At 75.2% G+C, this 26,378-nt stretch carries 23 protein-coding genes; 9 read left to right on the forward strand and 14 right to left on the reverse strand.

The annotated features are described in order from the left end of the window. Positions 1-1,345, forward strand: a 1,345-nt coding sequence (locus MY526_RS16215) for a hypothetical protein (RefSeq protein WP_436704484.1), incomplete at its 5' end; no start/stop codon positions are given. A 22-nt stretch (positions 1,346-1,367) separates the two neighbouring features. Here MY526_RS16215 and MY526_RS16220 read toward each other — a convergent pair. From MY526_RS16220 to MY526_RS16245, 6 genes are all read right to left on the reverse strand, one after another. Continuing rightward, a complete protein-coding gene (locus tag MY526_RS16220; RefSeq protein ID WP_436695828.1) occupies positions 1,368-2,480 on the reverse strand; it encodes an NDMA-dependent alcohol dehydrogenase in 1,113 nt (370 codons plus the stop codon). Positions 2,481-2,608: 128 nt separating this feature from the next. Beyond that, complete coding sequence (locus MY526_RS16225) at positions 2,609-3,727, reverse strand: NDMA-dependent alcohol dehydrogenase (RefSeq protein WP_436695827.1); 1,119 nt, start codon at positions 3,725-3,727, stop codon at positions 2,609-2,611. Then, positions 3,724-4,317 carry a MarR family winged helix-turn-helix transcriptional regulator gene (locus tag MY526_RS16230; RefSeq protein ID WP_436695826.1) on the reverse strand — a complete coding sequence of 198 codons (594 nt, stop codon included), beginning with the start codon at positions 4,315-4,317 and terminating at the stop codon, positions 3,724-3,726. The genes MY526_RS16225 and MY526_RS16230 overlap by 4 nt, the downstream gene beginning before the upstream one ends. Positions 4,318-4,394: 77 nt before the next feature. Next, positions 4,395-5,609, reverse strand: a complete 1,215-nt coding sequence (locus MY526_RS16235; protein WP_436695825.1) for a cytochrome P450 — start codon at positions 5,607-5,609, stop codon at positions 4,395-4,397. Then, positions 5,606-7,234 (reverse strand): flavin-containing monooxygenase, encoded by a 1,629-nt coding sequence (locus MY526_RS16240; RefSeq protein ID WP_436695824.1) that lies wholly within the window; start codon positions 7,232-7,234, stop codon positions 5,606-5,608. Before MY526_RS16240 ends, MY526_RS16235 begins: the two co-directional genes overlap by 4 nt. 85 nt (positions 7,235-7,319) lie before the next feature. Next, complete coding sequence (locus MY526_RS16245) at positions 7,320-8,348, reverse strand: ABC transporter substrate-binding protein (protein WP_436695823.1); 1,029 nt, start codon at positions 8,346-8,348, stop codon at positions 7,320-7,322. 230 nt (positions 8,349-8,578) lie between these two features. Here MY526_RS16245 and MY526_RS16250 point away from each other — a divergent pair, with 230 nt between their 5' ends. Beyond that, positions 8,579-9,430: an SDR family NAD(P)-dependent oxidoreductase gene (locus MY526_RS16250; RefSeq protein WP_436704486.1), complete on the forward strand. Its 852-nt coding sequence runs from the start codon at positions 8,579-8,581 to the stop codon at positions 9,428-9,430. 9 nt (positions 9,431-9,439) lie between these two features. Here the strand turns inward: MY526_RS16250 and MY526_RS16255 are convergent, their stop codons facing one another. Beyond that, positions 9,440-14,011: an HAD-IC family P-type ATPase gene (locus MY526_RS16255; protein WP_436704488.1), complete on the reverse strand. Its 4,572-nt coding sequence runs from the start codon at positions 14,009-14,011 to the stop codon at positions 9,440-9,442. 127 nt (positions 14,012-14,138) lie between these two features. Between MY526_RS16255 and MY526_RS16260 the strand changes: the two genes are divergently transcribed. Beyond that, a complete protein-coding gene (locus tag MY526_RS16260; RefSeq protein ID WP_436694224.1) occupies positions 14,139-15,317 on the forward strand; it encodes an LLM class flavin-dependent oxidoreductase in 1,179 nt (392 codons plus the stop codon). A gap of 38 nt (positions 15,318-15,355) precedes the next feature. On the opposite strand, the gene MY526_RS16265 is transcribed toward MY526_RS16260, so the two are convergent. Both MY526_RS16265 and MY526_RS16270 read right to left on the reverse strand, forming a co-directional pair. Next, a complete protein-coding gene (locus MY526_RS16265; protein WP_436694223.1) occupies positions 15,356-15,760 on the reverse strand; it encodes a YybH family protein in 405 nt (134 codons plus the stop codon). Beyond that, the gene (locus tag MY526_RS16270; RefSeq protein ID WP_436694222.1) at positions 15,757-16,950 is read right to left on the reverse strand and encodes an AI-2E family transporter; all 1,194 of its coding nucleotides are present in this window, start codon (positions 16,948-16,950) and stop codon (positions 15,757-15,759) included. Before MY526_RS16270 ends, MY526_RS16265 begins: the two co-directional genes overlap by 4 nt. Before the next feature lie 74 nt (positions 16,951-17,024). Here MY526_RS16270 and MY526_RS16275 point away from each other — a divergent pair, with 74 nt between their 5' ends. Beyond that, complete coding sequence (locus tag MY526_RS16275) at positions 17,025-17,408, forward strand: nuclear transport factor 2 family protein (protein ID WP_436694221.1); 384 nt, start codon at positions 17,025-17,027, stop codon at positions 17,406-17,408. A 1-nt stretch (position 17,409) separates the two neighbouring features. On the opposite strand, the gene MY526_RS16280 is transcribed toward MY526_RS16275, so the two are convergent. After that, positions 17,410-17,874: a DUF3237 domain-containing protein gene (locus tag MY526_RS16280; RefSeq protein WP_436704490.1), complete on the reverse strand. Its 465-nt coding sequence runs from the start codon at positions 17,872-17,874 to the stop codon at positions 17,410-17,412. A 502-nt stretch (positions 17,875-18,376) separates the two neighbouring features. Between MY526_RS16280 and MY526_RS16285 the strand changes: the two genes are divergently transcribed. Next, positions 18,377-18,790 (forward strand): VOC family protein, encoded by a 414-nt coding sequence (locus MY526_RS16285; protein WP_436704491.1) that lies wholly within the window; start codon positions 18,377-18,379, stop codon positions 18,788-18,790. Positions 18,791-18,839: 49 nt separating this feature from the next. Here the strand turns inward: MY526_RS16285 and MY526_RS16290 are convergent, their stop codons facing one another. From MY526_RS16290 to MY526_RS16305, 4 genes are read right to left on the reverse strand one after another with little or no spacing between them, the layout of a single operon-like run. Next, positions 18,840-19,625, reverse strand: coding sequence for an SGNH/GDSL hydrolase family protein (locus tag MY526_RS16290; RefSeq protein WP_436704493.1), 786 nt, complete (start codon positions 19,623-19,625; stop codon positions 18,840-18,842). Between the two features lies 1 nt (position 19,626). After that, complete coding sequence (locus MY526_RS16295; protein WP_436704495.1) at positions 19,627-21,867, reverse strand: glycoside hydrolase family 3 C-terminal domain-containing protein; 2,241 nt, start codon at positions 21,865-21,867, stop codon at positions 19,627-19,629. Continuing rightward, complete coding sequence (locus MY526_RS16300) at positions 21,864-22,001, reverse strand: hypothetical protein (RefSeq protein ID WP_436704497.1); 138 nt, start codon at positions 21,999-22,001, stop codon at positions 21,864-21,866. The genes MY526_RS16295 and MY526_RS16300 overlap by 4 nt, the downstream gene beginning before the upstream one ends. Next, entirely contained in the window at positions 21,974-22,705 is a 732-nt protein-coding gene (locus MY526_RS16305; RefSeq protein ID WP_436704538.1) for a family 43 glycosylhydrolase, read from the reverse strand. The genes MY526_RS16300 and MY526_RS16305 overlap by 28 nt, the downstream gene beginning before the upstream one ends. A 161-nt stretch (positions 22,706-22,866) precedes the next feature. On the opposite strand from MY526_RS16305, the gene MY526_RS16310 reads away from it, so the two are divergent. The 4 genes from MY526_RS16310 to MY526_RS16325 all read left to right on the forward strand — a co-directional run bounded on the left by MY526_RS16310 (position 22,867) and on the right by MY526_RS16325 (position 26,378). Continuing rightward, positions 22,867-23,670: an IclR family transcriptional regulator gene (locus MY526_RS16310; RefSeq protein WP_436694215.1), complete on the forward strand. Its 804-nt coding sequence runs from the start codon at positions 22,867-22,869 to the stop codon at positions 23,668-23,670. A 289-nt stretch (positions 23,671-23,959) separates the two neighbouring features. Next, complete coding sequence (locus MY526_RS16315) at positions 23,960-24,517, forward strand: quercetin 2,3-dioxygenase (RefSeq protein WP_436694214.1); 558 nt, start codon at positions 23,960-23,962, stop codon at positions 24,515-24,517. 101 nt (positions 24,518-24,618) lie between these two features. Continuing rightward, the gene (locus MY526_RS16320) at positions 24,619-25,536 is read left to right on the forward strand and encodes an alpha/beta hydrolase fold domain-containing protein (RefSeq protein WP_436694213.1); all 918 of its coding nucleotides are present in this window, start codon (positions 24,619-24,621) and stop codon (positions 25,534-25,536) included. After that, positions 25,533-26,378: a fumarylacetoacetate hydrolase family protein gene (locus MY526_RS16325; protein WP_436704498.1), complete on the forward strand. Its 846-nt coding sequence runs from the start codon at positions 25,533-25,535 to the stop codon at positions 26,376-26,378. Before MY526_RS16320 ends, MY526_RS16325 begins: the two co-directional genes overlap by 4 nt.

The raw sequence follows: 26,378 nt of genomic DNA on the forward strand, positions 1-26,378 counted from the left end.
CCTCCGACTTCGCGAGCCCCGCTGGCGCCGGGACGCCGACGAGGCGGTGGCCGACGCGCTGCGGCGGGCCCGCCGCACCCGGCGCGGCCGGGTCGCGGCCGGGATCGCCATCCTCGCGGCGGCCGCCCTCGCCGTTCCGCTCGCGTGGCCCGCCGGGAGCCCGGTCGCTCCCCCGCCCGCGTCGGCGGCGCCCGCGACCGTGCCGGTGCTCACCGAGCCGACCCGCGGCTCGCTGGCCGGGGACCGCGTCTTCGTCGAGGCGGTGCGGCAGCTGGACTGGGGGCCGCTCGTCCCGCCGCCGGTCGCCGCCCGCGACGTCGTGCTGGCCACCGACACCCCCGCCGGGCGGGTGGTGCTCGTGACCGGGACGGTCGACGAGGACGTCCGCGGTGTCTGGTTCACCGGGCCCGCCGGGGCACCGCCCGAGGCGCTCACCCCGGCGGTGCCCCGGCACCTCGGGCCGGGCCGGCCGGCGTCCCTGCTGGTCGGCGGCCCGGGTGCGGCCACGGTCGTGGTCGTCGCCGGCCGCGAGGACGAGGTGGAGGTCTCGCCACGGTTGCAGGTCGGCCCGCGCGGAACGGTCCAGCGCGGCTACGAGCCGGCGCGCACTGTCGACGGGGTGGCGGTCGGGCAGGTGCGGACGACGACCGGCGGCAGCGGGGCCAGCGTCCGGGTGCTCCGCGACGGCGCCGTCGTGTACCGCGCGCCGGTGGGGCTGGACCTGACCGCGCGCGGGCCCGCCCCGGAACCGCCGTCGCTGGCGCCGCTGCGGCCGACGGCGGTGCGGCCGGCGCCCCGGGCGGTGGCGGAGGCGCTCGCGGAGGTCGCCGTCCCGCTGGGTGTGGAGCCCGCGGAGCTGCTGCCGGAGCTGCTGTGGTCGGGCCTGCTGCCCCTGGACGGCGTCCCGGGGACGGCCGCCGTCGTGGTGGCCCGCAGCCCCGGCGGTGGCCTCGTGGTCACGACGTGGGCCGCCCAGGTCGGGCCCGGCGGGAACGGCCGCGCGGTGCCCTGCGGCGTGTACACCGCCCCGGGGGCCTTCGACGTGACCGAGCTGGTCGCTGCCCGCGTCTGCGACCTCTCCTCGCCGGAGAGCGAGCCGTCGGACGAGGGCCGCTGGCTGGTGCTCACCGCGCCCCCGGACGCCACCGCCGCCGCCGTCCTCGACGACCGCGGGGGGCTGCTGACCACGCTCGCGTTGGACGGCGGCGGCGTGGTGGCCGCGCTCCCTGACGGCGCCCGCGCGGTGCGCACGCTCGACGCCGGCGGGCGGGCGGTGGCGGAGGTGCCGGTCGCCGCCGCCCCCGTGGCGCCGTTCGGCGACTACGGCGGCGGCCCGGTGCGCTGAGCGGCGGGCCGCCGCCGGCGGGTCAGTCGAACAGGATCATCCCGCGGATGGCCCGGTGGTCCCGCATGGCCTGGTAGCCCTCGTTGACCTGGTCGAGGGTGTAGGTCTGGGTGACCAGCTCGTCGAGGACCAGCTGCCCCTGCCGGTAGAGGCTCAGCAGCTTGGGGATGTCGGCCCGCGGGTTGGCGTTGCCGAACAGGCACCCGACGATCTGCTTCTGCCAGGCGGTCAGCTCGAACACCGGCAGCTGGATGTCGCTGAGGAACACCGATCCGAGCGAGGTGAGGGCGACCCGGCCGAGCTTGCCGACCACCGACATCGCGTCGGCGATGATCGTCGGCGTCACGACGTCGATGGTGATGATGGCCGACTCCGCCATCCGGCCCCAGGTGAGGTCGGCGACCGCCTCGGCGGCCTCGGCGGCGGACGCGAAGGCGTGCGTGGCCCCGTAGACCGTGGCCTTCTCGCGGTTGTAGGGCGCCGGGTCGACGGCGATGATGCGGGTCGCGCCGGCGGCCTTGGCGCCCTGCAGCGCGTTGGCCCCGACGCCGCCGATGCCGAAGACGACGACGGTGTCGCCGGCCTTCACCTGGGCGCCGTAGACGGCGGTCCCCCAGCCGGTGGTGACGCCGCAGCCGACCAGCGCGGCCTTGTCCAGCGGGATGTCGTCCTCGATCCGCACGACCGAGTCCTGGTTGACCACGGTGTAGGGCGAGAAGGTGCCGAGCATGCACATCAGCCGGGCGTCCTGGCCGCGGACGTGGTGCCGGGCGGTGCCGTCCTGCTGCAGGCCGATGTTGATGCCGGCGCCCTTGTCGCAGAGGTTCTGGTGGCCCGACGCGCACCAGGTGCAGTCCCCGCAGGCGGGGATGAAGCTGAGGACGACGTGGTCGCCCTCCTTCACCTTGGTCACGCCGGGGCCGGCCTTCTCGACGATGCCGGCGCCCTCGTGGCCGCCGATGACCGGCACCGCCTCCATGGGGAGGTCGCCCACCCGCACGTGCTCGTCGGAGTGGCACAGCCCCGACGCGGTCAGCTTGACCAGCACCTCCCCCTGGCGCGGGTCGTCGAGCTCCAGCTCCTCGACCTGCCAGTCCTGGCCGTACTCCCACAGCACCGCCGCCTGCGTCTTCACCCCGGGCCTCCTCGCCAGATGTGGTGCGGGTCACCGCCCCCGAGTCTGCGAGCCTGCCGGACCGGGCCGCAGCCCGCCCTCCTGGCCGGCGGTGCCGAGGACGACCGGCTCGCGGGCCGAACGGCGGGTCAGCCGTCGTGCAGGATGACCCCGCGGACGATCTTCCCGTCGTCGAGGTCCTGGTAGCCCTGGTTGATCTCGTCGAGGGTGTACCGGCGGGTGATCAGCTCCTCCAGCTTCAGCCTGCCCTTCCGGTAGAGGTCGAGCAGCCGCGGGATGTCGTACAGCGGGTTGCTCATGCCGAAGATGTGGCCCTGGATGTTGCGCTGGTAGCCCACGACCCCGCCGCCGGCAGCGAGCTGGATCTGGTTCTCCCCGGTCCGCCCGACCGAGGTGACCGTGACCTGGCCGCCCTTGCCGACGATCGCCGCGGCGGCCGAGACCACGTCGGCGGTGAGCACGCCGACGGTGCAGATCGCGTGGTCGGCGAGCTGGCCGCGGGTCATGTCGACGACGGCCTCGTGCGCCTCGCCGGCGTCGGCGAAGACGTGGGTGGCGCCGAACTCCAGCGCCTTCTCCCGCTTGAACGCGACGGGGTCGACGACCACGAGGTTCTTGGCGCCGGCGTACGCGGCGCCCTGGACGGCGTTCATCCCGACCCCGCCCGCACCGAAGACCACGACGGTGTCCCCCGGCTTGACCTTGGCCACGTTCACCGAGGAGCCCCAGCCGGTGGGGACGCCGCAGCCGACGAGCGCGGCAACCTCGAAGGGGATGTCCTCCTCGATGCGCACGGTGGAGGCCTGGTTGACCACGGCGCGCTCGCTGAACGTGCCGAGCATGCAGAACCCGCCGAGGTCGTTGCCGTCGTCGTCGTGGAACCGGAAGCCGCCGTCGCCGAGCCGGCCGGTGGCCATCTCCGCGCCCCGGTCGCACAGGTTCTGGTGCCCGGTGGAGCAGTACCGGCAGACGCCGCAGGCCGGGATGAAGGAGCAGACGACGTGGTCGCCCACCGCCACCCGGGTCACCGCGGAGCCGACCGCCTCCACGACGCCGGCGCCCTCGTGGCCGCCGACCATCGGCAGCCGGGCCACGCTGTCGCCGGTGCGCAGGTGCTCGTCGGAGTGGCACATGCCCGAGACGACGAACCGGATCCGCACCTCGTCGGCCTGCGGCTCGTCCAGCTCGAGCTCGGTGACCTCCCAGGGCCGTCCGGCCTCGCGGATGATCGCGGCGCGAGTCCTCATGCTGTCCACTCCTGGTCTGGTCGCGGGTGCTCGGCGGCCGAACCGGCGAGCGGTGTGTCGGCGAGCGGCGGGTCGGCCGGGTCGCGGGGGGAGGGCGTCCGGCCGGGGTCGTAGGCGGTGAGGGCGGGCAGGTTGGCGTGCACCCGGCGCAGCAGGCCCAGGAGCAGCTCCACCTCGGCGTCGTCCAGGCCGGTGAGCAGCAGCCGCTCGCGCTGCAGCGCCACCGGGACCATCCGCTTGTGCAGCTCGGCACCCGCGGCGGTGAGGTAGAGCCGGCGGAAGCCCGGGGTGGCCTCCACGCCGACCAGGCCGCGGTCGACCAGCGTCCGGACGCTGCGGCTGACCACCGACTTGTCCACCTGGAGGACGTTGCTGATGACCTGCGCCGTGCAGCCGGGTTCCAGGCCCAGGTGCGAGAGGACCCGCCAGTCGTTCACGCCGATGCCGAACTCCCGCAGGTACACCTGCGAGGCCGACGAGGAGATCGCGTTGGCGATGACGGTGAGGTAGTAGGGCGTGTAGTGCTCGCGCTCGATGTGCCGGGTCATCGGCCGGCGCCGCAGCCGCCGGGTCTCTCCGTCGCCGATCATGCTCCCCCGGTTCTCCTCGGGACGCCGAACCGGCGTCGGTCCACCCGGCAGGCTAGCCGGGAGGTGGGCGGCCCCGCTCACGCCGGCGTCAGGTCCACCGGCAGCGACGCCCAGCCGCGCAGCGAGTTGTTGAGCTTGCGCTGCCCGGGACCGGCCAGGGTGATCGCCGAGACGCGCTCCGCCAGCGCCCGGAGCACCGCCTCGCCCTCCATGCGGGCGATGTGCTGGCCGATGCACTGGTGGATGCCCAGCCCCAGGTCGAGCTGGCCGTGCCCGCGCCGCTCGATGCGGTACTCCAGCGGCGCGTCGTACTGCCGCGGGTCGGCGTTGGCCGAGGCCAGGAGGAGCATGACCTTCTGCCCCGCGGGGATGCGGGTGCCGGCCAGCACGAGGTCCCGGGTGGTGGTCCGGAAGATGTTCTGCACCGGCGACTCGTAGCGCAGCGTCTCCTCGAACGCGTACCGGGCCAGCCCGGGATCGGCGCGCAGCAGCGCCCACTGGTCGGGGTGGGCGGCCAGGCACTGCACGGTCGCGGCGATGCCGGCGACGGTGGAGTCCAGCCCGGCGCCGAACAGCGACCGGACCAGCAGCGGCGCCTCCTGCTCGGTGACCGTGCCGTCGTCGGTGAGCGCCCAGATGCCCGCTCCGATCCCGCCCGGCTGCAGCGCCTCCCGCTGGCACCGGCCGAGCACCCACTCCGTCGACCCGGCCGCGGCGGCCTGCGTCGTCCGGAACAGGTCGTTGAGCGGGCCGAAGCTGTTGAAGATCGAGTGGCCGTAGGGCAGCAGGTTCTCCCGCCCGTCCGGGCCGATGCCGACGGCGTCGCCGAAGACCTGCACGACGTAGGGCTCGGCCAGCTCGGTCACCACGTCGACCCGCCCGGCCGGCAGCAGCCGGTCCAGCAGCGCGTGCGCGGCGGTGTCGAAGCCGGGCCGCAGGTCCTGCAGCGCCCTGGGCAGCAGCAGCGGGTTGACCGCCCCGCGGTAGTGGGTGTGCTCGGGTGGGTCGGTCTCCAGCAGCAGGCTGCGCGGCCGCCAGGACGGCTCCGTGCGGTAGTTCTGCAGCCCGGTGCCCGACGAGGACTCGTACTCCGCCCAGTTGCGCAGCACCGCCTTGACGTCGGAGTGCCGGGTGACCACGTAGGCGCCGTAGCGGGTCAGCCGCAGCACCGGCGCCTGCTCGCGCAGCCGGGTCTGCCACGGGACGGGGTCGGCCAGGTTCTCCTCGGCGAACGGGTCGAGATCGGTCTCCGGGGTCTCGACGGCCTCGTCCTGCAGCTCCCCGGTGTTCACGCCGGCACCGTCCGCCGGTCGAGCCGGAAGCCGTCGTAGCCGGCGGCCACGACCTCGTCGCACTTCTGCCGGTAGGCCGGCACCCCGCCGAGGTAGGGCATGAACACCCGCGGCTTGCCGGGCACGTTGGCGCCGACGAACCACGACGGGGCCCGCGGGTAGAGGGTCACCGCGGCCACGTCGTGCACGTGCTGCACCCAGGCGTCCTCGGCGTCCCGATCGGGCTCGATCGTGTCGATCGCGTGCTCGCGCAGGTGCCGCAGGCACTCGGTGATCCAGTCGACGTGCTGCTCGATGGAGACGACGACGTTGCTGATCACCGACGGGCTGCCGGGGCCGGTGATGGTGAACAGGTTGGGGAAGCCGGAGACCTGCAGGCCCAGGTAGCTGCGCGGCCCCTCGGCCCAGCGCTCGCGCAGGGTCACGCCGTCGCGGCCGCGGATCTCCATCCGCAGGAGGGGGCCGGTCACCGCGTCGAAGCCGGTGGCGAGGACCAGCGCGTCGAGCTCGTGCTCGGCGTCGGTGGTGCGGACGCCGCGGGGGGTGATCTCGACGATCGGCGTCCGGCGCAGGTCGACCAGGGCGACGTCGTCCCGGTTGAAGGTGTCGTAGTAGCCGGTGTCCAGGCAGATGCGCTTGGTGCCGAACGGGTAGCCGCGCGGGGTCAGCGCCTCGGCCACCTGGGGGTCCCGGACGGTGTCGCGGATCTTGCCGCGCACGAACTCCGCCGCCGTCTCGTTGGCGTCGAGGTCGGTGATGATGTCGGTGAAGGACGCCGGGATGCAGGCGAACAGCCCGGAGTCCCAGCACTGCTCGTACCGCTGGGTCCGCTCGCCGGGGTCGACCTCCAGGGCCGACCGCGTGCCGCGCTCGACGAGGATCCCGGTCCGGGCCTGCAGCACGGCCGCCCGGTGCTCGCGGTACCGGGCCTTCCACTCCCGCTGGTACTCCGGGTCCAGCGGCGCGTTGTGCGCCGGCAGGCTGTAGTTCGGCGTCCGCTGGAAGACCGTCAGCGACGCCGCCTGCTCGGCCAGGACGGGGATCGACTGGATGCCCGACGAGCCGGTGCCGATGACGCCGACCCGCAGCCCGGTGAGGTCGACCCCCTCGTGCGGCCAGCTGCTGGTCGACCAGACCGGGCCGGCGAACGTGTCGAAGCCGGGGATCTCCGGCGGCTTGGGCGCCGAGAGGCACCCCGCCGCGGTGATCAGCCAGGTGCAGGCCACCTGCTCGCCGCCGTCGGTGCCGACCAGCCAGCGGTTGTCCGGGTCGTCGCGGACGGCGGAGACGACGCGGGTGCCGAAGGTGACGTCGCGGCGCAGGTCGAAGCGGTCGGCGACGTGCTCGATGTAGCGGAGGATCTCGGGCTGGGTGGCGTAGCGCTCCGACCACTCCCACTCCTGCTCGAGCTCCGGGTCGAAGGAGTAGGAGTACTCGAGGCTCGGCACGTCGCAGCGGGCGCCGGGGTAGCGGTTCCAGTACCAGGTGCCGCCCACGTCGCCGCCGGCCTCGAACACGCGCACGGAGAGGCCCAGGCCCCGGACGCGGTGCAGCATGTACAGCCCGGCCAGGCCGGCGCCGACGATGACGACATCGACCCGGGAGCGGTCGGCAGAGGGCAGCACGGGGTTCTCCTCGGTCCTGGGGAGTGGGGTGCGGAGACGGAGGGGACGGCGGCGCGGAGGGGGAGCCGCACCGCCGTCCCGGCTCTCAGCCCTCCGGCGTCCAGACGACCTCGTCGAGCACCGGCGCCTCGTCGACGATGCCGTACTTCAAGGCGGCGTCGGCGAGGGGCTGCAGCTCCTCGGGCTCCAGGGTCGGCTTGAACTCCGGCAGGCCCATGCGCTCGATCAGCGCCGGGTCGATCTGGGTGTAGTTCGGCAGCTGCGCGCGGACCTCGTCGGGGTTCGCGGCGGCGTACTCCTGCGAGACCTCGATCGCCGCGCGGATGCGCTCGTAGAGCTCGGGGTCCTCCGCGATCGCGTCCTCGGTGGCGAAGTACGCCGACGCGGCGATCTGCTCACCCGGAGCGAGGTCGTCGTAGGGGTTGGCGATGACCCGCGCCCCGGCGTCGGCGGCCGTGGTGCAGAACGGCTCGGCACAGACGAACGCGTCGATGTCACCGGAGACCAGCGCGGTGACCTGGTCCGGGAAGGGCATCTCGGCCAGCTGGACGCCGTTCGGGTCGCCCCCCGCCGCCTCGACCGAGACCTTGGCCAGCGTCTCGGAGAGGTTGTTGAGGGTGTTGACGCCGATGGTGCGGCCGACGAGGTCGCCGGCGTCCTCGATCGCGGGGTCGATGGCCATGAGCATGTTGATGCCGAAGTCGGCCTCGCCGGTGCTGGCGGCCGACGGCGCGATGATCGTGAGCGGCAGCCCCTGCTCGCGGGCCTGCATGACCGAGATGACGTTGCTGAAGGCGAAGTCGTACTCGCCGCTGACCACCGAGGGCACCAGCGCGGCCCCGCCCTGCCCGGTGTTGAAGTTCAGCGTGATGCCCTGGTCCTCGAAGAAGCCCTGCTCCTGCCCGAGGTAGAGGACCGCCACGTCGGTCACGGGGATGACGCCGACCTGGACGGTCACCGGCTCCGCCGCCGCGGAGCCCGACGGCTCCGACGAGCCGGAGGCCGCGGGCTCCTCCTCGCCGCCTCCGCCGCACGCGGCGAGCACCAGGGAGACGGTCGCGGTGAGCACCAGGGCGGCGGCCGGCCTGGCTGTGCGGTGCCTGGGGTGGCGCATTCTGCCTCGCTCTCGATGGGCCGCGTTGCGTCGCGGTGGGCTCAACGTGGCGTGAGTCACTGTCGCTGTCAAGCCGGGAGTTGCAATTGCAACCGAGCCGGCCCGGTCTTCCCACGCCGTGGTACCGCGCCTTGACGCGGCCGGAGCGCGCCACCATGGTTGCGAGCGCAACCGATCCGCGCGGGCGCCGATCCGCGGGTGTCGACGGCGCTCGGGAGCGGAGACAGACGATGGGTGCAGCGGACGTCGTGGCCCGCGGCCGGGTGGCGGTGGTGACCGGCGCGGGCAGCGGCATCGGGCTCGGGCTGGCCCGGCGGTTCGCCGCCGAGGGCATGCGGGTGGCGATGGCCGACGTCGAGGCGCCCGTGCTCGAGGCCGCGGCCGGCGAGCTGGCCGGCACCGGCGCGGAGGTGCTGCCGGTGGTCACCGACGTCGCCGACGCGGCCGCGGTGGAGGCGCTGCGCGACGCCGCCCTCGAGGCGTTCGGAGCGGTGCACCTCGTCTGCAACAACGCCGGCGTCGGCGGCTCCCAGGACCCGCTGTGGGAGGTGCCCCTGGGCGACCTGGAGTGGGTGTTCGGGGTCAACCTCTGGGGCGTCGTGCACGGCATCCGGACCTTCGTGCCGGTGCTGCAGCAGCAGGACGCCGGGCACATCGTGAACACCAGCTCGGTGTTCGGCGTGTTCGCCGGCGCCCTGGGCGCCTACGGCTCCTCCAAGCACGCCGTCGCCGCGCTCACCGAGTCGCTCTACTTCCAGCTGCGGGAGGCCGGCTCGCACATCGGGGTCACGCTGCTGTGCCCGAGCGCCGTCCGCACCAACTTCGACGACTCGGCCCGCAACCGGCCGCGGTCGGCGGGCCCCCGGGAGGACACCGGTGCGGTCACCCAGGCCGCCCGCGCCGAGCTGCACGCGCGGTCGGCGCCGCTCCGGGAGCCGGACGAGGTCGCCGGGCTCGTCGTCGACGCGGTCCGGACCGGCCGCTTCTACGTGCTCACCAACGCCGTGCGGGACGCCGCCATCCGCGGCCGGGCCGAGGAGATCCTGGCCGGCGGTCCCCCCACTCCCCCGCTCGCCTGGTGACCCGCCCGGTCAGCCGGCCGCCCGGGCGCGGTACCGGCGCACCAGGACCGGGACGAGCTCGGCGCCGGCGGTGCCGGCGGCGGCCCAGCCCAGGACGACCCCCCAGGACAGCGGGTCCAGCGGGGTGCAGCCGAAGAAGCGGCTGACCCCCGGCGTCGAGACCAGCGCGACCAGCACGGCCAGCGACCCGGCGGCGGTGGCCAGCACGAGCGGGCTGCGCCGGCCGGCCCACGCGGTCTGACCCAGCTGGGTGGTGATGAGGGCGGCCAGGCCCATCGTCCCGGCGCGCCCGGCCGGGCCGGTCAGCCGGCCGAACGCCCAGGCGCCGGTGGCACCGGCGGCGGTGGCGGCCCCGCGGACGACGACCATGCGCCGGACCTCGGCGGCGAAACCCCGCTGCGGGCCGGCCAGCAGCACCGCCTCCAGCGGGTGGCCGGCCAGCGGCCCCTCGGTCGGCTCGAGGACGGCGGCCCGCGGGGTGGCGACCGCGACGGCGAGCGCCGGGAACATGTCGGTGAGCAGGTTGACCAGCAGCAGCTGGCGGGTGCCCAGCGGCGCCCGGCCGCCGAACGCGGTGCCGAGCACGGTGAAGGCGACCTCACCGGCGTTGCCGCCGACCAGGATCGAGACCGCGTCGCGCACCCGCAGCCACATGGCCCGGCCCTCGCCGATCGCGTCGACCAGCCGGGTGAGGTCCAGGTCGGTGAGGACGAGGTCGGCCGCGGCCCGGGCGGCCGGGGACTCGGCCCCGGAGACGCCGATCCCGACGTCGGCCAGCCGGATGGCGGCGGCGTCGTTCACGCCGTCGCCGGTCATCGCCAGCGTCGCGCCGGCCCGCCGGAGCGCGGCCACGAGCGACACCTTCTGCTCCGGTGAGAGGCGGGCGAAGACGGTGCCCTCCCGCACCATGCGGGCCCGGTCCGCGTCGGAGGCTCGGGCGAACTGGGCGCCGGTGACCACCTTGTCGGCGGCGGGCACGCCGGCCTGCGCGGCGATCGCCCCCGCGGTCTCGGGGTGGTCGCCGGTCGCGAGCACCACCCGGACCCCGGCCGCGCGCAACTGCTCCACCGCGGCCACCGAGGACTCCCGCAGCGTGTCGGCCAACCCGAGCAGTCCCCGCAGCCGCAGGTCCTGGGCGGCCGCGTCGAGGTCCTCGGGCGTCGAGTCCAGGTCGCGGTCGGCGACGGCCAGCACCCGCAGCCCGTCGGCGGCCAGCTCCTGCACCGCCTGCCGCAGGTCCGGCGTCCCGGTGCAGCGGGCGGCGACCACCTCGGGCGCGCCCTTGACCACCAGCCGGCCGTCCCGGACCGCGGCGGAGAAGCCGCGCTCGGCGCTGAACGGGACGCAGGCGTCGGGCTCGCCCTCGGCGGTCAGCCCGCGCTCCGCAGCCGCCTCGACCACCGCGCGGTCGGTCTCGTGCGCCTGGTCGTCGCCGTTGGCCACGGTCGCCGCGGCGACCCGGAGCACGTCGTCCTCGCCGGAGTCGTCGTCCACGGGGTGCAGCCGGGCCAGCCGCAGCCGGTTCTCGGTCAGGGTCCCGGTCTTGTCGAAGCAGACGGTGTCCACCCGGCCGAGCGCCTCGAGCACCCGGGCGCTGCGGACCACCGCGCCGCGGCCGGACAGCCGCCGGGCGGCGGCCTGCTGCGCCACGGTGGCGACCAGCGGCAGCCCCTCGGGAACGGCGGCCACGGCTATCGCCACGCCCGCGGCGACGGCCTCCCGGAGCGGCCGGCGCCACAGCACGCCGAGCGCGGTGACCGCGGCCCCGCCCGCGAGGGCCAGCGGCAGCACCGCCCGGGTGAGCTCGCCGAGCCGCGCCTGGACGCCCGCCGGCGGCGCGGCGCCGCCGGCCGCGCGCGTGGCCCGGCCCGCCTGGGTGGCCGGTCCGACGGCGACGACGACGGCGCGGCCGCTGCCGGCCACCACGGTCGTGCCGTCGAAGAGCATGCAGGTGCGGTCGGCGACGTCGACCCCGGGTGTGGCCGGCACCGACTTGGCCACCGGGAGCGACTCGCCGGTGAGGTTGGACTCGTCGACCTCGAGGTCGGTGGCCTCCAGCAGGCGGGCGTCGGCGGCGACGACGTCCCCGGCGCCGACCAGGACGACGTCGCCGACCCGCAGCGCGCCGCCCGGCACGTCCTCCTGCCCGCCGTCGGCCTCGCGGTGGACGGTGACGTCCTGCTCGAGCAGCAGCGCCTCCAGCGCCGTCTCCGCGCGCAGCCGCTGGAGCCCGCTGACCAGGGCGTTCATCACCGTGACGCCGGCGACCAGGATCGCGTCGGTGTTCTCCCCCAGGGCGGCGGTGGCGGCGGCGCCGGTCGCGAGGACCGGGGTGAGCGGGTCGGCGAGCTCGGCGGCGACGGTGCGGACGAAGCGGGCGGGCAGCCGGACCACCGCCAGCTCCCCCACCACGCGGGCGGCGCCGGCGAGGCGGCCCGGGCCGACGTCGTCCTGCCCCGGCAGGTCGGCCACCCGGCCGAGGACGTCGTCGGGCTCGAGCGCGTGCCACGGCGTGTGCACCGCGGGCGGCGGCGCGGGCCGCCCGGCGACACGGACCGCCGTCCAGGCGCCGTCGAGCAGGGCCGCGATGCTGGCGGTCTTGCCCGGCGCGGTCGCCTTGGCCTGGCCGTAGCGGGTGCTGCCGACGGCGGCGAGCAGACCGCCGAGCACGTTGCCGGTGACGGCGGTGGTCACCGCGCGGCGGCTGACCGCGTGGGCCGGCACGGTCGCGTCGACCAGCGCGCAGGCGTCCACCAGGCCGGGGCGGGTGACCAGGTCGGCGCCCCAGGCGGGGGCGCAGCCGGGGACGACCGGGGCGACGGCGACATCGGCGGCCATGAGCGCCGGCCCGTCCACGGCCGACACCAGCAGCACGGCGCGCCCGTCGGCCTGCAGCCGCCGGACGGTCTCCACCAGCGGCTCGTCGGCGGGCGCCACCTCGTCGGCGGCACCGGCGATCTCGCGGGTGCCGACGTGCGGGGTGAGGACCAGCCGGTGGCCCGCGGCGGCCGCGGTGGCCAGCAGCGCCTCCGCGTGCGCGTCGAGCTCCGGGGCCACGGTGACCACGCCGACCCGCCGCCGGCCCGCCAGGAGCGTGCGCACCTCCCCGCCCTCGGCCCCCGGTGCGCTGCGCGGCGGCCCCAGGCGCACAGCCGCCGGCGCGGCACCGTCGCCGGTGTCACCGGTCCCGCCGCGGGCGCCCAGGAGGCGGACGGCGGCGGTCCACACCGCGGCGTCGTCCCAGTCGTCGGCGGACGCGCAGGCCTCGATCACCACCGGCCGGCCGGTGCACAGGGTGGCGCCGTCGACGACGACGGTGTCGACCCGGTCCAGCCGGCGATAGGCGGAGCCGTCCATGGGGAGGACGCCGCGCCGGCACATGAGCAGGTCGAGGGTGGCGGCGAAGGACTCCCGGCCCAGGCCGGCGGCCTTGGGGTTCTGCGACTTGAGCATGTCGGCCGCGCGCCCCGGGCTGCCGGTCAGCGGGATCAGGCCCAGGGACGCGCCGAGCGCGACCTGCTCGAGGCGGGCGCGGTAGGTCTCGACCGGGCCGGCCCGCAGGGGCACGGGGCGCGGGCCGGGCGGGAGGAGGGCCTCGGCTTCGTCGTCCGGCTCGGGGCCGCACAGCTCCGGTTCGCGGCGGCACCACACCTGGCGCCGGGCCCGCATCTCCAGGGCCTGCTGGATCGCGGCGACGGCGTTGAGCGCGGGGATGGTGGGGCTCTGGGTCAGCGCGTGCAGCAGCGCGCTGGTGCCGCTGAAGATCAGGTCGGTGCCGATGGCCCCGACGCGGGACTCCAGCCCCGAGCGGACCCAGCGCTGGCTGTCCAGCAGCGCGATGGCCAGGGTGACGTGCCGCGACACCGCCGGCACCGGCAGCGCCCTGCCGAGGAAGGCCAGGCCCATCGCGGCGGTGTCCACCGCGGCCTCGGCGACGGCGGCCAGCAGCGGCTCCAGGTCCGCGGGGTGCTCGATCGACTGCGGGAACACCTGCCGCCCGCCGCGGGCCTGTTCGATCGCGGTCACCGCACCGACGACGTCCTCGACCCGGACCCGGCGCTCGTCGACGGAGACCAGGACCCGGCCGACGACCTCGTTGACCGTCGCCCACTGGACGCCCTCGAGCCGCTCGAGCTGGCGGCGCAGGGCGTGCCGGACCTCCGGCTGGTCCTCGGTGGAGGGGGCGCAGACCTCGATCTGCACGTGCCCGTGGTCGGCCCACACGCGGCGGGTGTGCCGGTGCTGGGGCGGCTCGACCATGCCCTTGGCGGCGTCGACGAGGGAGTGCATGTGGCCGTCGGGGATCGGGTCGCCGCCGGTGAGCAGGGTGCCGACCGCGCGCGTACCGGACACCGCCGCGGTCTTGACCAGGTGGCGCGAGGAGTCGGCGACCGCGGCACCGGCACCGACCGCGGCACCCGCGGCGCCGCGGGCCAGCCGGGCGGTGACGCGGGCCGGCTCGGCGAGCAGCCCGGCGGTGAGCACGGCCGGGACGGCGGCCAGCCCCGCGCCGGCGGCGGCGAGACGGACGGCCGTCCCCACCGCGCCGCGCGCGGCGTCGATCCTGCGCAGCAGCGCCATCGGCGTCCCTCGGTCGGTCGTGCCCGCACGGTACGCCCGCGGAACCGCATCGGCTTGCTCGCGAGGGTGCCGCAGGGTGTGTGACGCAGGTTACTTTCGGGCCCCGCCCGACACCGAGGAGGACCCCATGGACCGGCTGCGCTTCGGCACGTTCCTCGCCCCGTTCCACCCCGCCGGGGAGAACCCGACACTGGCCCTGCAACGGGACCTGGAGCTGGTCGAGCACCTGGACCGGCTTGGCTACGACGAGGCCTGGATCGGCGAGCACCACTCCGCCGGCACCGAGATCATCGCCTCCCCGGAGATCTTCATCGCCGCGGCGGCGGAGCGGACGCGGCACATCAAGCTGGGCACCGGCGTCACCTCGATCGCGTACCACAACCCGCTGTGGGTGGCCGAGCGGATGGTGCTGCTGGACCACCTGACCCGCGGCCGGGCGATGCTGGGCTGCGGCCCGGGCTCGCTGCCGACCGACTCGATGATGCTGGGGCTCAACCCGACCGACACCCGCGAGCTGATGGAGGTCGACCTCGACATCATCATGCGGCTGCTGCGCGGGGAGACGGTGACCGAGCAGACCCGCACGCACAACCTCGTGAACGCCCGGCTGCACCTGCGGCCCTACACCCAGCCCCGTTTCGAGGTGGCGGTCGCCGCGGTGGCCTCCCCCACCGGGCCGCGCCTGGCCGGCCGGCACGGCGCCGGGCTGTTGTCGATCGGGGCCACCCTGACCAAGGAGGGCTTCGACGCGCTCGCCCACCACTGGAACGTCGTCCAGGAGCGGGCGGCGCACTACGGCCAGGAGGTGTCCCGCCGGGACTGGCGGCTGGTCGGGCTCATGCACATCGCCGAGACCCGTGAGCAGGCCTACGCCGAGGTCCAGTACGGGATCGAGACCTGGTTCCGGTACTTCCAGAAGACCGCGGCGTTCCCGCAGATGGCCGTCGAGGGCGGCGACGCCAAGGAGATGATCGACTTCATCAACGAGGCCGGCATCGGCGCGATCGGGACCGTCGAGGACGCCCGCGCCCAGGTGCAGCGGCTGTGGGACCAGTCGGGCGGGTTCGGCTGCATGCTCCTGCTCGGCCACGAGTGGGCCAACCCGCAGGCGACGAAGCGCTCGTGGGAACTCATCGCCCAGCACGTCATGCCGCACTTCCAGGGCGGCGAGGTGAGCCACGCGCGCCAGACGCTGGACTGGAAGGAGTACGCCGGAGGCAAGCGCGAGGACTACGCCGCCCAGCAGATGCAGGCGGTCGCGACGATGACCGAGCGCTACGAGAAGGAGAAGGCCGAGGGCCACTGACCCCCCGCCGCCCCGGCCGCCGCCCGGCGGCCGGGGCCTCACGGCAGCGGGAACGAGTGGTGCTCGTGCGCGACCACCCACCGGCCGCCCTCCCGGCGCAGGCCCAGCGTCAGCCGCAGCCGCCGCGCGGGGTCCTGGGCGTGCTCCTCCGGAGTGCCGCAGCGCAGCAGGGCGTGCGCCCAGGCGACGTCGTCCCCCGCGGTGACGTCGAGCTCGACCACCTCGAACGTGGCGCCCTGCCGCTGCCACTCGAAGAACGGCGGCCAGGTGTCGCGGTAGGCGTCGAGCCCGCGGACGCCGTCGTCGGGCGGCGGGACGTCGAACATGACGATGTCGTCGGCGTGGTCGGCGAGCACGCCGGCCAGGTCGCCGGCGTGCACCGCGGCCGCCCAGCGGGTGACCAGGTCCCGGATCTGCGTCTCGTCGGGCGTGGAGTCGGTCATGCCGTCTCCGACCGGGGGCCGGGTGCGGACTCATCGGCGGGCCCGTCCGGCGTCGCCACGTCCTCGTCGTCCTCGTCCTCGTCCTCCCCGTGGGCCACCAGCTCGTAGCGGTGGCCGTAGGTGTCGATCACCGCCTCGATGGCGGCGACCACCGGGATGGAGACCAGGGCGCCCATGGGGCCGAACAGCCCGGCACCGGCGATCACCGCGCCGAAGGCGACCGCCGGGTGGATCGAGACCGTGCGGGCGGTGATCCGCGGGGCGAGCAGGTAGTTCTCGACCTGCTGGTAGACCACGCCGAACACCACGACCCAGAGGGCGTCGATCGGCTGCCCCGACAGCGCGATCAGCGCCGGGACGGCGATCGCCAGGTACGTGCCGATGGTCGGGATGAACTGCGAGATGACGCCGGTCCACAGCGCCAGGGGCAGCCAGTAGGGGACGCCGAGCAGCAGCAGGAACAGGCCGGTGGCCACCGAGCTGATCGCGGCCAGCACCAGCCGGGAGACGACGTAGCCACCGGTCTTCTCCACCGTGATCGCCCACACCGTGGTGATGAACCGCTGCTGCCGGGGCGGGAAGCGCCGGGCGACCGTGGTGCGCAGCTTCGGGCCCTCCGCCGACATGTAGTAGGCGAACAGCAGGAAGGTCAGCACCTGGAAGACCAGCCCGACGAGGGTGGTGACGATGCCGACCACGCTCGGGGTGAGGTCGGAGACGATCTGCTGGATCCGGGCCGGGGTGAGCTGCAGGGACGCCACGATGTCGCTGGGGTCGAGGGTGGCGTCGAAGGTCTTGTTGACCCAGAGGACGACCTCGCGGACGACGTCGGGCAGCGCCGTGAACAGCGAGGTGAGCTGCTCGACCAGCAGGGTGCCGAAGGCGGCGATGAAGCCGGCCAGCCCGGCGACGAGGGCGAACAGCACCAGGCCGGTGGCCGCGCCGCGCCGCAGTCCGATCCACTCGAGCCGCTCCACCAGGGGCTCGACGCTGATCGAGAACAGCCAGGCGAGGAACAGCAGGCCGAGGAAGCCGCGCAGGTTGCTGAAGGCCCACACCGCGACCTGGTAGCCGGCCAGCGCGACGAGCGCGAACACCACCCCACGCCGCAGCCAGGGCGGCGGCTGGCGGAACCAGCCGCTCTCGTCGGGCGCCCGCTCCCGCGGGCCGGCCCGCACCTCGCCGTCCACCCGGCGGAAGCTAGCCCCTCCGGTCCACGGACGGCGACGCTGCCGGCGCGGCCGGCTGCGGCCACGATGGGGCCATGACCGGCAGGGACGACGACGTGGCGGCGGTCCTCGCGGCGGAGGAGCGCCGCTACGAGGCGATGGTCGAGGGCGACCTCGACACGCTGGAGGCGCTGCTCGCACCCGAGCTCAGCTACACGCACTCCAGCGGCGTTCGCGACACGCGGGAGGAGTACCTGGGCAAGCTGCGGTCGCGGTACTACGTCTACCGGCGGGCCGAGCACCCGGTCGTGCGGGTCGAGGTCGCCGGCGACTGCGCGGTCGTGGTCGGCCGGATGACCGCGGACGTCGACGTCGACGGCGTCCCGAAGACGATCGACAACCTGGCGCTCGCGGTGTGGACCCGCGCCGGCGGCCCGTGGCGGCTGCTGGCCTACGCGCCGACCCCGCTGCCGGCCTGACTCACCCGACGCGGAAGAAGTCGAACACCACGCCGGCGGGGTGCCGCGCCCCGGAACCGACGAAGACGTGCGAGGTCAGCACGGCCAGCCGCGGCGCCGTCGTCTCGAACCGCGGGGTGGAGCGGAAGTAGATGCGCGCGGGGTCGACCGGCAGGTCCTGGCGCAGCCGGGCGATGTCCTCGGCCGACCCGGTGCGCAGCCCGGTGTTCTCGACGTACACCCGCTCGCCCTGGTCGGTCTCGATGACGTACCGGGCCTCGGCGACGGTCTCGGTCTCGGTGCGTATGACCTGGAAGTCGGCGCCGCCGGGCAGCACCCGCCCGGTCAGCAGCGGCCCTGAGACCGTGCCCCCGGTGATCGGGATGACCCGCCGCAGACCGGCGGGGGTCGGGCCGATCTCGATCGGCGGGTCGACGCTGACCTCGAGGTGCAGCAGGTGCTCCAGCGGCGGCGGGACGACGGTCACGGTTCCTCCGGGGGTCGGGGCGGGCGGTCGCGATCCTGCCCGCCGAGGCTTCGGCCCCCGCAGGGCGGTGGTTACTGGCGCTGTACCACCGGCGCTGCGCGGCCGTCGTCGCTACCGCCGCTGGATGCGGAGCGCACTGCGCGGCCGCCGGATCATGTTCCAGACAGCCGAGAAGAGCGGGGCTGCTCGTCCAGTCCATCCGGCCCACGACGGAGTGCGTCCCGACCGGAACCGGGACCGCGACGGACTCGCCCTGCTTCAGAGCTGCCACCTCGCGGCCGTCCAGGTCCACGCGCAGTCGACGCGGCATGCCACCGCCGTCGTACGGACAGTGGAGCAGGAGCGTCGCCACGGCCGGACCCCACTGCCCGCTGACCAGCACGCTCTGCCCGTGGAGAACCCGAGCCACGGCCGGCCGCGCGGTGATGGACGGAGCCCCTCTCGACCACCACCCCCACTACGGTGAGCGCGCCCGCACCCCAGCCACAGGGAGGACAGTGTCGTGACTTCTCGTCTCAACCCGTACATCAGCTTCACGGGCTCGGCCCGCCAGGCCGTCGAGTTCTACCGGGAGGTCTTCGGCGGCGAGCTCGCCGTGAACACCTACGGCGAGTCGGGCATGGCCGAGGGTGCCGACGCCGACAAGATCATGCACGGGCAGCTCGAGACGCCGGCCGGGTACACCCTGATGGTGTCCGACGCGCCCCCCGGCATGGACCACACCGTCGGCACGAACATCTCGATCAGCCTCAGCGGCGACGACGCCGCCGAGCTGCGCGGCTACTTCGCCGGGCTCGCCGACGGCGGACAGATCACCATGCCGCTGGAGAAGCAGATGTGGGGCGACGAGTTCGGCATGTGCGTGGACCGGTTCGGGATCGTCTGGATAGTCAACATCTCGCAGCCGGCCGGCTGACGACGTACCGGCTGGACCGTGCGCCGGCTGACCCCGCGCCGTGCCCGCCTCACCGGCGCAGGTGGTCGACGAGTGCGTCGGCCACCGCACGCATCCCGGCGGCGTTGGGGTGGTACGGGGCCGCCCCGCCGGCGAGCACGTCGCCGAACTCCCAGCCGGTGACCCACGGCTCGGCGGCGCAGACGGAGTGGTCGCGGCTCAGGGCGGACGCCGCGAGCAGCTCCGCGCCGCTCTCCTCCGCGGCCCGGGCCGTGGCCGCCTCGAGCCGGCGGGCGAGGTCGCGGCAGAACGCGAGGTCGTCGTCCGCCATGGCGAGCGCCGCGCAGCCGCCGCCGGTGCCGGGCAGGACGGTCAGGTAGTCCACGAGGACGACGCGCGCCCGCGGCGCCCGGTCGCGGACGGCGTCGACCATCCCGGCGAGGGAGGCCGGCAGGCCGTCGAGCGCGCGGGACACGGCGGCGCGGTCGACCGGCAGGCCGAAGAACGCCCGCGACGCCCGCGGCGCGGCCTCGGGGGCGACCCGGTACGAGCAGCGCAGCAGGGTCAGCAGGTACTCGACGTCGTTGCCGCCGGCGGTCACGGTGACGAGGTCGGCGGCGGCGTCCACGGCGTCCAGCTGCGGCGGCACGCTGCTGCCGTCGAGCAGCAGCTGCGCGGCGCTCACCACGTTGGCGACCGTGGCTCCGCCGCACGAGGCGTCCAGGAGGTCGAGGCCCAGGCGCTGCGCCGTCAGCTGGGCGTAGTTGCGCGCCGACCGGCCGCATCCGGCGTCGAGGACCGGGTCGACGCCCGGACCTGAGGCGAACGAGCTGCCGAGCGCGACGTAGCGCGGCACCTCAGCCCACCCGCTCGGCCCGGGCCGCGGCCGCCCGCGCCACGAGCCCCTCCAGCTCCCCGGCCGGGACGGTGGCACCCAGGTCGGAGACGAACCGGCGCATGGGCATGGAGCCCAGCGTCTGCAGCACGAGGTGCCCCTCGGACGTCGCCGGCGGCGGCAGGTGCGGCAGCCACACCGGGAACCGCTCTGCGACGACGGGTCCGACCACCGGGTGGGTGAGCCACTCCCCGACCGCCGACTCGAGGGTCAGCGCGGGCACCAGGTCGTCGCCGGCCAGCGTCAGCGGGGCCTCGGCGAGGACGTCGACCGCGCTGGCCCCGACCTGCACCGTGTACTCGCCGGGCGCGACCACCCATGCGCCCTCGCGCGTGTCCCAGTAGGCGAACGCCCGGCGGTCCAGGTCGAGGGTGACCGTCCGCCGCTCCCCCGGCTCGAGGGCCACCTTGGTGAACGCCCGCAGCTCGCGGGCCGGACGGCGGACCGGCCCGGCGGTGGTGCCGACGTACAGCTGCACGACGTGCCGGACGGCGCGGTTGCCGGTGTTGGCCACGGTCACCGAGACCGTCGCGGTGTCGTCGCCGGTTCCCACCGCCTGCAGGTCGGTCGTCTCGACGGTCGTGTAGGTCAGCCCGTGGCCGAAGGCGTAGCGGACCGGCCGGTCGAGCGTCGTGAACCCGCGGTAGCCGACCAGCACGCCCTCGCCGTAGCGGACGTGCCCCTGCTCCCCCGGGAAGTCCACCGAGCTGGGGACGTCGCCCAGCCGCAGCGGGATCGTCTCGGCGAGGTGCCCGGACGGCGAGACGACGCCGTAGAGCAGGTCGGCGAGCGCGGCGCCGCCGCCCTGCCCGAGCAGGAACCCGTCGAGGACGGCGTCCACCTCGTCGTGCCACCCCTCGAGCGAGACGACCCCGCCGTGGGACAGGACGACGACCGTCCGCGGCGCGACCGCGGCCACCGCCCGGATCAGCTCGACCTGGACCGCCGGCAGGTCGAGGGACTCCCGGTCGAAGCCCTCGGACTCCTCGGCCTCGCCCAGCGCGGCGAACACCACCGCGACCTCGGCGTCCCGGGCCAGCGCGACCGCCTCCTCGCGGAGCGCCGCCGCGTCCCCCGGGCCGTCGAGGGGGAAGCCGGGGGCGAACGGCACCGGGGCACCGGCCAGCGCTCGGACGGCGTCCAGCGCGGCGTCGACCCGGGTGGCGTGCACGTTCGAGCTGCCGCCGCCCTGGAAGCGCGGCGTCCGGGCGAACTCCCCGACGACGGCGACCCGGGTGTCCCGTGCCAGCGGCAGCGTGCCGCGCTCGTTGCGGAGAAGGACGGCGCACCCGAGGGCCAGCTCGCGGGCCAGCGCGTGGTGCGCCTCGACGTCGAACCCGTCGCCGGGACCGGTTCCCAGGCCGGCCAGTGCGGCCACCCGCCGGGCGCTCGCGTCGACGTACGCCTCGTCGAGCTCCCCCGCCCGCACCGCCTCGACCACCCGGCGGTCGCCGGCACCCCGGTCGCCGGGCATCTGCAGGTCCAGGCCGGCCGCGAGGGCGGCGACCCGGTCGTCGACCGCGCCCCAGTCGGAGACGACGACGCCCTCGAAGCCCCACTCCTCGCGGAGCAGTTCGGTGAGCAGCCACCGGTTCTGCGAGGCGTAGACGCCGTTGACCTTGTTGTAGGCGCACATCACCGTCGCCGGCCGCGCCTCGGTGACCACCCGCTCGAAAGCGGGCAGGTAGATCTCGCGGAGGGTGCGCTCGTCGACGTCGGCGCTGACCCGCATCCGGTCGGTCTCCTGGTTGTTGGCCGCGAAGTGCTTCACCGAGGCGCCGACGCCCTGTGCCTGCTGGCCGCGGACGTGCGCCGCCCCCAGCACGCCGGCCAGCAGCGGGTCCTCCGAGTAGTACTCGAAGTTCCGGCCGCACAGCGGGGACCGCTTGATGTTCACACCCGGCCCGAGCACCACGTGCACGCCCAGCGCCCGCGCCTCCACCCCGATCGCCGTCCCGACCCGCTCGGCGACCGAGGCGTCCCAGCTCGAGGCGACCGCCACGGCCGGCGGGAAGCAGGTGGAGGGGAGGTTGCGGTGCAGGCCGATGGTGTCGAAGTCGCCGGCCTGCCGGCGCACGCCGTGCGGCCCGTCGGTCAGCACCACCGACGGGATCTCCGCCACCGGCTCGGTCGACCAGAAGTCGTGGCCGGAGAGCAGGGCGGCCTTGCGCTCGAGGGGCAGGGCGGCGGGGTCGGTGCTCACGCGGACCGATCCTCGTCGATGGCTGCGGAGTCGTCCGCGCCGGTGTAGGTGAACGACCGGACGAGCAGCGCTCCGGCCGAGCACCAGACGCCGGCCAGCCGGCCGGTCATGCCGCCCGCGACCTCGGTGGACACGTACCTGCCGTCCAGCCGGCCGAGCTCGGTGAACCCGCCGTCCGGGCCGACGACCCCGGCGAGGAGCAGGTCGGGCGCGAGCGCGGTGGAGGAGAAGTGTCCCTCCCCCGGGGCGGTGCGAATCGTCCAGGACGACGTCCTGACCCGCGGCCACCGGCGCCTCGCCGAGCACCGAGCGCAGGGCTCCGACCTGGGCCACCGCGCGCACCCGGTCGCCCTCGACCGCCAGGTCGAGGTGGTGGCAGGCGTCGATGCGCAGCGACAGCCCGCCGGCCGCCCCCTCCCGGGCCACGACGACCGCGCGGGCCTCGGCGGACAGGTGCTCCTGCCGGCGACCCACGAACGCGAGGTCGTCCGACGCCGGGTCGGGGTCGCGGGCGGTCAGCGAGCAGCCTCGGCCAGCCGTCGACCACCCAGCTGCCGTCGGGTCGCTGCACGAGGTCGGCGTGGCCGGTGTTCTGCACCGGCGAGTCGGTGCCGCCCGGTGAGCAGCGGGTTCTCCGGGCAGGGCTCGAACGGCCCGGAGGGCGAGGGGCCGCGGGCAATGGTGACGGCGTGCCCCGCTCGGTGCCGCCCTCGGCGATCAGCAGGTACCAGAGGTCGCCGACGGGGTACAGGTGCGGCCTCTCCGGGACCTTTCCTCCGGTGCGTCCGGGACGCGGGAGAGCGAATCGATTCGTCCATCCCGGCTCCTCGGCCTCGATCGCACGAGGGGTCGTGGGCGGCCGACCGGCGGCCGTGCGGGCCCCTGCGCCCGCTGGACGGCAGCGATGCGGTGGGCGTCACAGCGACGTCGGGCACAATGCCGCTCAATGGCAAACGAGTGTGGTGTTCACCTCAACCGTTCCGAGCGGACGTCCTCCCGGTGACCGATCCCGCTCCCGCTCGCGTCCGTGGCCACCGGCCGCCGCAGGGCGACCCGGTCGTCGACCGGGCGTTCTCGCTGCTGGCCGCGTTCGACGCCGGGCACCGGTCGCTGACCCTCGGGGAGCTGAGCCGGCGCAGCGGCATCCCGACCAGCTCGGCGCTGCGGCTGGCCACCCGGCTGCAGGCCTGGGGTGCCCTGGAGCGCGGGACGGACGGCCGGTTCACCATCGGCCTGCGGCTGTGGGAGGTCGCCGCGCTGGCGCCGCGGGGGCAGGGGCTCAAGCAGGTGGCACTGCCGTTCATGGGCGATCTCGAGGAGGTCACCCGGCAGCACGTGCTGCTGGCCGTCCGGGACGGCTACGACGGGCTGCTCGTCGAGCGGCTGTCCGCGCACCAGGCGATGCCCGTGCTCTACCGCGTCGGCGGACGGCTCCCCCTGCACTCGACCGGGGTGGGGCTGGTCCTGCTCGCCTTCGCCGAGCAGTCCTTCCAGGAGGACGTGCTGGGTCGGCCCCTGGTCCACGAGCCGGAAAGGGTGGCAGTCTCCCCTGCCGCGCTGCGCCGGACGCTCGCCGAGGTGCGCCGGGAGGGCCTGGCCACCTTCCGGCGCCGCGCCCCGCAGCCGCTGGTCAGCGTGGCCGCGCCGGTGTTCGGTGCCGACGACCGGATCGCCGCGGCCCTGTCGGTCGTGGTCCCGCAGGAGAACGCCGAGCCGCGCCTGCTGGGCCCCGCCGTCCGGACCGCCGCCCGCTCCATCTCCCGGGGGCTGGGCGCGCGGCGCGCCATCGGGCTGCCGGGATAGCTCTCCTGCCGTTCAATGGCAGCACGCTGGGGAGAGCTGGGCCGCACCGGCGATCCTCGCGGACGCGGCCGTGGCGGGCGCCACGTCGAGACCCCGCCACGGCTGCCCCTCCCCGGGCGGGGAGTGCCGGCGCCGATCCACCCCGCCGATCGCGGAGGACCGGCGTCCTCGCCGGCGCGCGACCGCGTCCCGGCCTGAAGGCCTGCCGCTCAATGGCACGGAGGTGGGGTGCGGTGACCGCCGTCACCGATGCTCGGGCGGTCATCGCCGACCCGACCCGGGAGCACGCATGAGCTTCGAGTACCTGATCGACCCCGCGAACGGCCCGCAGTGGGCGGGTGTGCTCCCCGGCGAGCCGAAGCCCTACGTGCTGCGCCGCGGCGAGGGCGAGACCTCGATGCTGTTCCGGGACCTGTTCACCGTGCTGCTCTCCGGCGACGAGACCGAGGGCCAGTTCGGCATCATCACTGCCGACTCCCCCGCCGGCGACGTGATCCCGACCCACTCGCACAACGCCACCCACGAGACCTTCTACGTCATCGCGGGCAAGGTCCGGCTGTTCTTCGAGGACGCCGAGGGGAAGAAGCAGTCCGAGCTGCTCGCCCCGGGTGACTTCGGCTACGTGCCGGCCGGCTTCGCGCACGCCTACCAGATCGTCGAGGACGCCCGGATGATGGGCACCCTCTCCGGCGGCTTCGAGCGGTTCTTCCAGCACATGGGCACCACGACCGACTCCGCCACCAAGGACCAGCCGCCGTTCATCCCGGACTTCCCCCGGATGCAGGCCGCCGCCCAGCAGCACAACATGCAGTTCATGCCGGACCACCGGTGGGACGACGCCCAGTAGCCGCCTGAGCCCTCCCCCGGCATAGGAAGCAATACCCACGTCTCCGCAGCCTCTGACGTGGGCATTGCTTCCTATGCCTCGGTCCCCCCGCGAGGAGTTCCGTGCCCGCCCCTGCCTTCCCCCTCCCGCCGCCCGCGCACGCCGCGCCGCTCCCCCGGCCCGTCCCCGGCCCGGGCGGCACCCCCGTCCTCCTCGGGCTCCCGTACGCCGCGATCCCCGGGATCCGCCCGCTGGAGCTGGACCTCCACCTGCCGGCCGGCGGACCGGCCCCCGTCGTGGTGTTCCTGCACGGCGGCGGCTGGCGCCTGGGCAGCCGCCGCGCGGCCGGCCCCGCCTTCCCCGGGAGCACGCTCTTCGAGCAGGTGGCCGCGGCCGGGATCGCGGTGGCCAGCGTCGACTACCGGCTCTCCGGTGAGGCGGTCTGGCCGGCGCAGCTGCACGACGCCAAGGCCGCCGTCCGCTGGCTGCGCGCCCGCGCCGGCGAGCTCGGCGTCGACGGCGACCGCGTCGCGGCCTGGGGCGAGTCCGCGGGCGGCCACCTCGCCGTCCTGCTCGGGCTCACCGCGGGCGATGCACTCCTGGAGGGCGAGCTCGGCCTCACCGGCCCGTCCTCGGCGGTGGCCGCCGTCGCCGCCTGGTACCCGCCGACCGACCTGGCCGGGCTCCCCTCCGACGCCGGCGCCGATCCGACGGACCCCGCGACCCGCGAGGCCCAGCTGCTGGGCGCGCCCGCGGTCACCGTTCCGGACATCGCCGCCCAGGCCAGCCCCGTCACGCACGTCTCGGCCGCGGCGCCGCCGTCCCTGCTGCTGCACGGGGAGGCCGACCGGCTCATCCCCTGCGTGCAGAGCGAGCGGCTGGCCGGTGCACTGCGCGCGGCCGGCGCCGACGTCGAGCTGCACACCTACCCCGGCGCCGACCACATGTGGCTCGGTGCCCCGGACGCCGCCCGCGACGCGGCGGACCGGACGATCGCCTTCCTGCAGCACCACCTGACCTCCGAGGGAGAACAGCCATGAGGATCGTCGGCATCCGCCGGGACGGCGGCGTCGAGGTCGCCGCCCTGTCCGAGGACGGCACCGCGGTGACCGTCCTGGCGCCGCTGGAGGAGTTCTGGGCCGACGCCGCCGGGCACCTCGCCGCCCAGCCGTCGGGCGAGCCCCTGCCGGTGGCGGACGTCGAGGTCGTGCCGCCGGTGCTGCCCGGCGCCCGGGTGGTCTGCATCGGGCTGAACTACCTCAAGCACGTGGCCGAGGGCTCGTTCCGCGAGGAGGACCTGCCGCCGTACCCGACGCTGTTCGCCCGCTGGACCGCCTCCCTGACCGTGGACGGCGCCGAGGTGCCGGTGCCGCCGGACGAGGACGGGCTGGACTGGGAGGGCGAGGTGATGGCCTACGTCGGGTCGCCCCTCGTCGACGCCACGCCGGAGGAGGCGCTGGCCGCCGTCGTCGGCTACTCGACCTTCAACGACCTCACCGCCCGCCGGGCGCAGAAGCTCACGTCGCAGTGGATCCTCGGCAAGAACGGCGACCGGTCCGGCCCGCTCGGCCCGATCGTGCCCGCGGCCGAGGTCGGCGACCTGCGCGACGGCCTGCGGGTGCAGACCCGGGTCAACGGCGAGACCGTGCAGGACGGCCGCACCGACGAGATGGTCTACACCGTCGGCGACACCCTCTCGCTGATCTCGCGCACCTTCACCCTGCGCCCGGGTGACCTGCTGGCCACCGGCACCCCCTCCGGGGTCGGCTACGCCCGCACGCCCCCGTGGCTGCTGCAGCCCGGCGACACCGTCGAGGTCGAGGTCGAGCGCCTCGGCGTGCTGCGCACCACCGTGGTCGGCAACGAGTACCGGAAGGCCTGA

This window comes from Geodermatophilus sp. CPCC 205761 (assembly GCF_051383655.1).
In the GTDB taxonomy this organism is placed as follows: domain Bacteria; phylum Actinomycetota; class Actinomycetes; order Mycobacteriales; family Geodermatophilaceae; genus Geodermatophilus.